The organism is Actinomycetes bacterium, from assembly GCA_036000965.1.
In the GTDB taxonomy this organism is placed as follows: domain Bacteria; phylum Actinomycetota; class CALGFH01; order CALGFH01; family CALGFH01; genus DASYUT01.
The window spans coordinates 1-9,117 of record DASYUT010000244.1 but is presented as its reverse complement, the minus strand read 5'-3'; the positions used below and the strand labels follow the sequence as shown (position 1 = coordinate 9,117).

Genomic DNA, 9,117 nt, shown 5'->3' with positions numbered 1-9,117 from the left:
TTCGATGCCCGCCACAGCACGAGCACCCTCCAAACTGGCGCCTGAACCGCCCCCGGGTTCTGTGGGGGCTGATCTGCCCTGGGTTTCGTGGAGCCGGTTTGGTTGACTTGCCATGCCGTTGACCCAAGGAGAGGTCGGCATGCCAAGGAGCGATCCGCCGGAGTTCCGCCGCAAGGTTCTGGACCTGCTCAGGGCAGGTAGGACGGTCGCTCAGGTGGCAGCAGATCTGCAGACCTGTGACCAGAGGATCTACAACCTGGCGCCAGCAAGAGCTGATCGACACACGGCAGCGACCGGGCTTGTCGTCCAGCGACCACGCGGAGTGGTAGCGGCACGCCGACGGATCGCCAAGCTGGAACCCGAACTGGCCGTGACCAGGCGCGCCACGAGACCCTCGTAAGCCTTGGCGGCCTGCAAGGCGCCCGCGACCTACTCGAGCGGACCCTGACCGGCCGCCGGCGGATGCTCGGCGACGATCATCCCGACACGCTGACGTCGATGAACAACCCGCCGAAGTCCGCTGCGAGCGTCGGCTCCACAAGGAACGACGCGCGGGTCCTTTGGGGAACGCGACGGGCTGGTTCGGCGATTGACTGGGTGACAGCACCCGCGACAAGGAGTCCCCGACGGACGACACGGAGGTGATCGCCGCGTCGCTGGTGGAGCCGGCCCGCTTCGCCGAGCTGTTCGACCGGCACTACCCGGCGATCCTGCGCTACCTGCGCCGGCGGGTCGGCCACGAGCTGGCCGACGACCTCGCCGCCGAAGCGTTCACGCTGGCGTTTCGGCGGCGCCACCGCTATCGCCCTGAACATCCCGATGCCGCCGCCTGGCTGTACGGGATCGCCGGGAACCTGCTGCGCCAGCACGCCCGCGCCGAGCAGCGGCGGCTGCGTGCCTATGCCCGCGTGGCGGCCGACCCGACGGGGCCGGATGTCGGGGACGGCGTCGCCGAGCGGGTGGATGCCGCCGCCGCCGGGCGTCGCGCCGCGCTGGCCGTGGCCGACCTGCCCGCCGAGCAGCGTGAGGTGCTGCTGCTGGTCGCCTGGACCGACCTGGACTGCGCCGGGATCGCTCGCGCTCTTGACGTGCCGCCGGGCACCGTCCGTTCCCGCCTGCACCGCGCCCGCCAGCGCCTGCGCCGCCAGCTCGGCTGGGCGGCCGTCGAGGGGCTGGAGAACCTGCAGCCCACCCCACCGGGGAGGATCGATCCAACATGAACGAGCTCGACCTGGTTTGCGGCATCGCCACCGACACTCCAGGGCCGGATGCGGCCACCACCCAGGCCGCGCGTGCGCGGCTGCTGGCCGTGATCGCCGCCGAGGTCCAGGCCAGACAGGTGCAGCCCACCCGCCGCCATCGCGGCCCACATCGGCTTGCCTCCAGGAGCCGCCGGCCCCGGCTGCTGCCAGGAAGCGTGGCCGTGGCCGCGGTGCTGGCGGTGGCGCTGGCTGTCCCACTGCTGCAGCGGGCTGGCATCACTGCCAGCGGTCCTGCCAGAAGCACCACGCCGGGGAGCACCGACCGGGTCGAGCCGACCGCGGTCGGGGTGCTCACGGAAGCGGCGCTGGCCGCGGCTCATGCGCCCACGCCAGCGCTCGGTCCTGGCCGCTACTGGTATGTCCTGCAACGCGGAGTCATGGTGGGCACCAACTACGACAAGGCCGGGTCGGGGAGGAGCTTCTTCTACCGGTTCCGCTACGAGCGCGAGACGTGGTGGGCCCTTGACGGTTCGCTCTCCGGCCATCTGCGCAACGGTCCCGCCGAACTCTTGAACGACACGGAACGGGCCGCCTGGGTCGCCGCCGGCCGCCCCAACCTCGGCCTGCCCAACACCGAGATCTACTCGCCCAAGGACAAGATGCTGGTCGCCGGCATCGGCTGGTTGCCCACCTCCTACCAGGACCTGGTCGAGCTACCCACCGATCCCGCGCGGCTGCTGGCCGCCCTCACCGAGCGGATCCGCACCTACCAGCCACCCGGGCTCCGCACCTACCAGCGTCACCCCAACCAGACGTACGAGCTGTTCGGCACCATCGCCTACCTGCTGGAGCACTACCCCCTCCCAGCGGCGCTGCGGGCCGCGCTCTACCAGGTGCTCACCCGGCTCGACGGGATGAAGCTGATCGGCAACGTCACCGACATGGCCGGCCGCCGCGCCGTCAGCATCGCCATCGACGTCGACCAGCCGCTGCAGGAGCGCCACGAGTTGCTCCTGGACCCCGCCACCGGCCGCCTGCTCGGCGCACGCAGCGTCCTGACCCGCAAGGTGCCCGGCTGGCGCCTCCCGGTTGGGACCGTCATCGACCAGAGCGTGTTCCTGGAGGCGTCCATGGTCGACTCCCGGACCACCCGACCAGGAGCAGTCACGCGGACCGGCTGACTGGGTCCGATGAGCGGGACAGCATTCCCGCTGGCGCCCTCGGCCAAGGCAAGCGGGATCTTGGTGCCGTCCAGCATGATTCCCAGCGCGACACGCAGCAGTGCTCGGCCACCCGCATCCCGTCGACCATCAGCGCCACCAGGTCGAGGGTGGACAGATCCTGGGCGAGCAGCACGGCCAGGCATGCTCGGTACGGGCCACGAACCGGCGCGAGACCACCAACCGGGAGGTATCCGTCGCCGTGCGCTCGATCTCCGCGCCGACTGGTTCCAGGCCGACCCGGTAGCGGCGCGTGGACAGCTTGGCGAGCATCCGCTCCACCGCAAGCTGGTCCAGCAGCTCGGTCGAGGCGAACGCCTGGTAGGCTCGGCGGGCTGGGTAATCGTATCGGGCCAGGGCACCGTGCTGGGCTACGTGCGGCCGGTGACGAGACCCGGTCGGGTGTCGCAACGGTTCGGCGGCTGGCGCGACCGCTTGGCGTGCCTGGCCGCGCGCTCGGGCCGCCGGCCACCAGGGAGTTGGGCGGGTACAACGGGACGTTCGAGCACTTCGGTGTGGCGATCACACCAGCGGATTGCAGCCCCTGCCCGATTCAGCAGGTCGCCAGCGTGGCCGGCGGGCTGTGGCCGTGCGGCCGCAAGGGAGAGCGGCCGGCCGCGGGGCTGGTATGTTCGCGGTGCGCCGATTCGTCGGGTGACCGTGCTTAGCGGGTGGACGACGACCGGTGCCGATCGGCGCCGTGCCCGACTGGGAGGGTGTAGCAGTGCCACCACCTGAGGATCCTCCGGGCGCACCGCCGCTGCTGTTTGGCGAGCTGGTGCGCAGGCACCGGCATCGGGCGCGGCTCACCCAGGAGCAGCTCGCGGAGCGGGCAACGCTGAGTCCGCGTACGGTTCGGGCGCTGGAACGGGGTTGGGTGCGTCGACCTCGCCTTGACTCGGTGCGTCTGCTGGCAGACGGGCTGGGGCTGACCGACGGACCGCGTGAGGAATTCGAGGCCGCCGCCTGGGATGGCCATCGGGACGAGCGGCCGGGGTCGCCGGCGGGCCCGGCCCGCCGTCCCGCCGGCGGTGCCCTGTGCCAGCTGCCACCCGACATGGTCGACTTCACCGGCCGGGCCGAGCAGGTGGCGCTGGTGCAGGACCTGCTGGCAGACGCCGCGCCGGGCGAGAGGTCACCGGCGGTGGTGGTATCGGCGGTGGCCGGGAAGGCCGGGGTCGGCAAGACCACCCTGGCGGTGCACATCGCCCATCAGCTCCGGTCCCGGTTCCCGGATGGCCAGCTGTACGTCAACCTGCGTGGCGCCGAGCCGCAGCCGCTGGACCCCGGCGAGGCCCTGAGCCGGTTGCTTCGCGCGTTGGGGGTGGACGGGGCCGCGATCCCCACTGCCCATGGGGAGCGGAGCGCGCTGTACCGGGCTTGGCTGGCGGACCGGCGGGTGCTGGTGGTGCTGGACGACGCGGCCGATGAGGCACAGGTCCGGCCGCTGCTGCCCGGCACGGCGGGCTGCGGCGTGCTGGCCACCAGCCGCGGGCGGCTCTTGGGGCTGGAGGGAGCGCGGCTGCTGGACCTGGACGTGCTCACGCCCGGGCAGGCGGTCGAGCTGCTCGGCCGCATCGTTGGGGTCGAGCGGGTGGCCGCCGAACCCGAGGCGGCCGCGGCCATCGTCAGCTACTGCGGACGGCTGCCGCTGGCGGTCCGGATCGCCGGGGCCAAGCTCGCCGGGCGTCCCCACTGGTCGCTGGACCGTCTGGCCGGTCTGCTGGCCGATGAGCGCAGCCGGCTGGACCAGCTCGCCGTCGGCGATCTCGCCGTGCGCGCCAGCGTGGCGCTGAGCTACCAGGCGCTCACCGGCGAGCAACAGCGGGCATTTCGGCTCCTGGGGTTGCTAGAGGCCCCGGAGTTCGCGGCGTGGGTGGCCGCCGCCCTGCTCGAAGCTACAACACAGCATGCCGAGGAGCTGGTCGACGGGCTGATGCAGGCGCAGCTGCTGGAGGTCGCCGGCCGTGACCAGACCGGCCAGGTGCGCTACCGGTTCCACGACCTGCTGCGCCTGTACGCCCGCGAACGCGCCACCGCCGAAGACCCACCCGAGCGGCGGCAGGCCAGCCTGGCGCGGGCGCTTGGCGGCTGGCTCGCCCTGGCGGAGCAGGCCGACCAGCGGCTCCCGAGCAAGCTGATCGGGGTCGACCACGGTAACGCGGCCCGTTGGTCCCTGGGCGCGACGACGACCGAAGGGCTCCTGGCCGACCCGCTGGCCTGGTTCGAGGCCGAGCGGGCCGCGCTGGTCGCCGCGGTCGACCAGGCCGCTGACGCGGGGTTCGACGAGCTGGCCTGGGAGCTGGCCGGGTCGCTGATCAACTTCCTGGACCTACGGCGCTACCTGGATGACTGGCAGCGCACCCATGAGGTCGGGCTGGCCGCCGCTAGCCGAGCCGGCGACCGCCAAGGCGAAGCATCGCTGCTCCGCGGGTTCGGCTACCTCGGCATGGACCGGGACAGCCTCGCCGTCGCCATGAACTACTTCGCCCAAGCCCTGCCGATCTATCGCCAGGCCGGCGACCGCCGCGGCGAAGCGCATGCCATCGACGCGGTCGGCACCGTCCACCAGATCGAGGGCAGGTACGCCGATGCCGCCGCCTGCTACGAGCAGGCCATGACCACGTTCGTGGAGCTCGGCGACCGCTGCGGCGAGGCCTGGGCCCGCTTCGGGATCGCCGCGTTGCATGCCGAGCAGGGCAAGTTGGCCAAGGCCCTCGCCGAGTTCGAGGAAGTACTCGCCGCCTTCCAGGAGGTCGGCGACCGCCGCGGCGAGGCCCGGACCCAACGCCGGCTCGGTACGGTGCACGCCGCGCGAGGCGACCTCGACCGTGCCGCGGCCTGGTTGGAGCAGGGCTTGGCGAGCATGCGGCAGCTCGGCGACCGCTCGATCGAAGCGCTGACCATCCGATCCCTCGGCGAGCTGTACCTGCGCCGCGACCAACGGGCCAAGGCCAGATCCCTGTTCCAGGAGTGTCTTGAGGTGGCGCGTGAGCTGGACGACCATGTCGTCGAGGCCTCCGCGCTCGGTAGCCTCGGGAACCTGCACCATCTAGAAGCCGACCAGCACCAGGCTGCCAGCTACCTGGAACGGTCCGCGGAACTCTGGCGCAAGCTGGACATGCCGCTGGAGCTGGTCCGGACGCTGGAGCGTCTCGGAGTTGTGTACCTGGACGCCGGATCGACGACATCGGCCGAGTCGGCCTGGCAGGAAGCCCTCACACTCTTCGAACGGATCGGCACCCCCGAAGCCCAACAGGCCGCCGGCCGCCTCGAGCCTTGGCTCAAGGCATCCGGCGTGGGCCTGAAGCGACCGTCACCACGGTCAACCGCTTGAGCGCGACCCGGCTGTGGGCACATCACCCGGCCCTGCTGGCGTAGGCCCGCGGGGTGCGGAAGTACTGGAGTTCCAGACCTGATCCAGGACAGCCAGAACGCTCCCGGTCTTCTGCCGGTCCTCTGCCTGGAGCTGTCCGGTTCGGTCGAGGATGATCCTGCCTGGAGCGGGCCCCTTCGGCTGCGGATCAAGAGACAGCGGCCGAGTCTGAGCGGTGCTGGCGTCTTGAGTGTGGAAGCCGAGATGGCATTTGCGGTCACATTGGCGACCAACGTCACGAAGGTCCAGTACGACGAGATCGGACCGAGTGTCAACAACGGTCGAAGTCTGACCCCCTGGCGACCTTGCCTTTAAGCGGTGATCGCAACGACCGCAGTGAGTGCCTCGGATGGTGTCTCCTCCACCACGACCAGCGGGCACAACCCAGCCGATGCCCCCGCTCACCTCGATTCGCCTACACTGGTGTCCTCATGGGGGACACCAAGAGGAGACAGCGATGACGCAGCCATCGGCGGGTGCGCGATACCTGAGCCCGGCGCAGGTGGCGGCGCTGCTGCAGGTCTCCCCAAAGACGGTCACGCGCTGGGCGAAACAGGGCAAGCTACCGTGCGTGCGCACCCTCGGGGGCCACCGACGCTACCCACAGGACGCGATCATGGCGCTCCGCGAGGCGCTCACCAGCCAGCCGCGGTCAGCCTGACCCGCCGGCCCGGGTGGCCTGCCTGGCCGGCAGCAGCCCCGAGTCGCTCCGCCCCCGGGCTCCCCAGCCACGGTCGACCGCGGGGCGCGGAAATCCAGACGCCACCTGTGAGCTGCGAGTTCGCATCAACGCGCGGCTCGGTACTGTGATGCAGCTACCCCACGACAGAGGCCACTTGGTGCTGCCGAAACTCGCCTATCTCACGTTGTGCCGCTCCGTCCAGCTCCTCGTGCTCGCCCGTGGCGACGCCGCCAAGGACCTGGAGCTCCTCGTGCTGCGCCAGCAGCTCGCCGTGCTCCGCCGCCAGACCCTACGACCCAAGCTGCAGCCTGCCGACCGGGCCTTGCTGGCCGCGGTCAGCCGCGCGCTGCCCAGGTCCCGCTGGTCCTGCTTGTTGGTCACCCCAGAGACGCTGCTGCGCTGGCACCGGCGGCTGCTCGCCGACACGTGGACCTCCCCGCGTCGCGGAGCAGGACGACCGCCGCTCGACCAGGACGTGCAAGCGCTGATCGTCCACCTGGCCACAGAGAACCCGCGCTGGGGCTACCAGCGGATCAAGGGCGAGCTCCAGCGGCTTGGCATCCAGGTCTCCGCAACCAGCAGCTGCGCCACGCTGCACCGCCGCCGGCTCGACCCTGCGCCGCGCCCGACAACCACGACCTGGCGGGGTTCCTACGGCAACAGGCCGCCGGGATCGTGGCGTGCGACTGCTTCACCCCACCTGCACCGTCGTGCCGGGCGCAGCGCCTGCCGCCCATCTGGGAGGCGCCCGCCCGTGGCTCACAACCCCAGGTCCGCCAGGACCGGAGGCCAGCGGTCCCGCCACGGCACCGCGGCCTCGAACGCCGCCGAGGCCCGCAACACCAGCGCGTCGTCCAGCCGCCGGCCCACGAGCTGCAACCCCACGGGCAGCCCGTCCCCGGTGAACCCGGCCGGGACCGTCGCGGCCGGCTGCCCGGTGAAGTTGAACGGGAACGTAAACGACAGCCAGTAGAACGCGTCGACCTCGCGCCCGTCGATGGTGGCCGGCCCCTGCAGCCCGTGCTCGAACGGCGGCACCGCCAGCGTCGGGGTGAGCAGCAGGTCGTAGGAACGAAAGAACCGCCACGCCGCGTTGGAGACCGCCTTGCGCCGCACCACCGCGCTGGTGAGCTGCTCGGCGGTCCAGTCCACCCGCAGGACATCGACCAGGTGCGGAGACATGCGCTCGCCCAGCTCCTCGGCGAGCCTGCGCATGCCCGCAAGGTCGCTCTCGCAGATGATCAGCGGCAGCAGCGCCTCGTAGGGGTCGTCCCAGCCGGGATCGGCCCGCTCGACCGTGCAGCCCAGATCGCGCTCGAAGACCGCGACCGCCTGCTCGGCGACCATCCGCACGGCAGGGTCGACAGCGGCATACCCAAGGTCTGGGCTGTAGGCGACCCGGACGCCCCGCAGGTCGCCGTCGACGGCGCGCAGCCAGTCGCGGTCGTCGGCGGGCAGGCTCAAGCGGTCCCGGTCGTCGTAGCCGGCGATCACCGACAGCACCAGCGCGGCGTCGGCGACGGTGCGGGTCAGCGGGCCGATGTGTTCCAGGGACTCCCAGCTGGACACGCCAGGGTAGCGGTGGTCCTTGGTCCCCGGGTACAGCGGGACCCGGCCCATCGTCGGCTTGATGCCGTACACCCCGCAGAAGCTGGCGGGGATGCGGACCGAGCCGCCGCCGTCGCTGCCCAGCGAGAACGGCCCCACGCCGGTGGCGACCGCGGCGCCGGACCCGGCCGAGGAGCCACCGGAGGTGCGGTCCAGGTTCCACGGGTTGCGGGTCGGGGGGGCCAGCGGGGTCTGCCCGGTGCCGGAGTAGCCGAACTCCGGCACCTGGGTCTTGCCGATCACGACCGCGCCGGCGGCCTTGATCCGCTCGACCACCACGTCGTCCTCGTCGGGCACGAAGTCGGCGTAGGCGTGCGACCCGGAGGCGGTGCGGATCCCCTTGGTGTAGATCAGGTCCTTCACCCCGGTGGGCACCCCAGCGAGCGGTCCGGCCTCGCGCCCGGCGGCGATGTCGGCCTCGAGCCGCTTTGCCTGCTCCCGGGCCTGGTCGGGCACGACCGTGGTGAACATGTGCAGCGTCGGGTCGAGCCGGTCCAGCCGGTCCAGGACCGCCTCGACCGCCTCCACGGGCGACAGTTCCTTGGCCGCGATGCGCCGCGCCAGGGTGGCCGTGTCCATCTGGCAGATCTGGGTGCTCGCCACCATCGTCCCCGCCTCCTCGCGGTCCTGCCGGTGCCCCGGCAGCCGCCCCGACCCCACCACCAGCGAGCCACCAGCCCAGACCACAACAAAGCCTACGACGGGAACGCTCGGGTTCAACAGCCCGGCACCCGGCTGACCGCGGCCAGCAGAGGGAGCCAGGTCGGCCGGCTCACGCCTGGGACGGCGTCGGCCGGCGCAGCACAGCGCGCTGGTGGCGCAGCACAAGGAGCTCAAGTTCCTTGGCGGCACCACCGCGAGCGGGCAGCACCAGCAGCTGGATGGAGCGGCACACCGCCAGGTAGGCGAGTTTCTAACAGCACGCAGGAGGGCCTTCGCGGTAGGGCAGCAGGGTGCCACCATACCGAGCCGTGCTCGACGCGAACCCGCAGGTCACAAGCCACGTCCGACTTTGCGTATCCTTCAAGG

At 71.5% G+C, this 9,117-nt stretch carries 5 protein-coding genes and 2 pseudogenes; 5 read left to right on the top strand and 2 right to left on the bottom strand.

The window, feature by feature from the left end:
* The first annotated feature begins 402 nt into the window (after positions 1-402).
* The 3 genes and pseudogenes from VG276_21375 (at position 403) to VG276_21365 (ending at position 2,383) form a co-directional block, all read left to right on the top strand.
* Positions 403-645: pseudogene (locus tag VG276_21375) on the top strand (tetratricopeptide repeat protein).
* Positions 642-1,220 carry an RNA polymerase sigma factor gene (locus VG276_21370; GenBank protein HEV8651873.1) on the top strand — a complete coding sequence of 193 codons (579 nt, stop codon included), beginning with the start codon at positions 642-644 and terminating at the stop codon, positions 1,218-1,220. Before VG276_21375 ends, VG276_21370 begins: the two are co-directional and overlap by 4 nt.
* On the top strand, positions 1,217-2,383 hold the full coding sequence (locus VG276_21365) for a CU044_5270 family protein (GenBank protein HEV8651872.1): 1,167 nt from the start codon (positions 1,217-1,219) through the stop codon (positions 2,381-2,383). Before VG276_21370 ends, VG276_21365 begins: the two co-directional genes overlap by 4 nt.
* 20 nt (positions 2,384-2,403) lie before the next feature.
* On the opposite strand, the pseudogene VG276_21360 reads toward VG276_21365, so the two are convergent.
* Positions 2,404-2,746 (bottom strand): annotated as a pseudogene (locus VG276_21360) (IS256 family transposase).
* A 361-nt stretch (positions 2,747-3,107) separates the two neighbouring features.
* Here VG276_21360 and VG276_21355 point away from each other — a divergent pair.
* Positions 3,108-5,759 (top strand): tetratricopeptide repeat protein, encoded by a 2,652-nt coding sequence (locus tag VG276_21355; GenBank protein ID HEV8651871.1) that lies wholly within the window; start codon positions 3,108-3,110, stop codon positions 5,757-5,759.
* A 496-nt stretch (positions 5,760-6,255) separates the two neighbouring features.
* On the top strand, positions 6,256-6,459 hold the full coding sequence (locus VG276_21350; protein ID HEV8651870.1) for a BldC family transcriptional regulator: 204 nt from the start codon (positions 6,256-6,258) through the stop codon (positions 6,457-6,459).
* 780 nt (positions 6,460-7,239) lie between these two features.
* Here VG276_21350 and VG276_21345 read toward each other — a convergent pair.
* A complete protein-coding gene (locus VG276_21345; GenBank protein ID HEV8651869.1) occupies positions 7,240-8,694 on the bottom strand; it encodes an amidase family protein in 1,455 nt (484 codons plus the stop codon).
* Between the last annotated feature and the right edge of the window lie 423 nt (positions 8,695-9,117).

Excerpts from the sequence above, each read along its gene's own strand:
- VG276_21365 (HEV8651872.1), top strand. The coding sequence starts at position 1,217 with ATGAACGAGCTCGACCTGGTTTGCGGCATCGCCACCGACACTCCAGGG.
- VG276_21350 (HEV8651870.1), top strand. The coding sequence starts at position 6,256 with ATGACGCAGCCATCGGCGGGTGCGCGATACCTGAGCCCGGCGCAGGTG.
- VG276_21345 (HEV8651869.1), bottom strand. The coding sequence starts at position 8,694 with ATGGTGGCGAGCACCCAGATCTGCCAGATGGACACGGCCACCCTGGCG.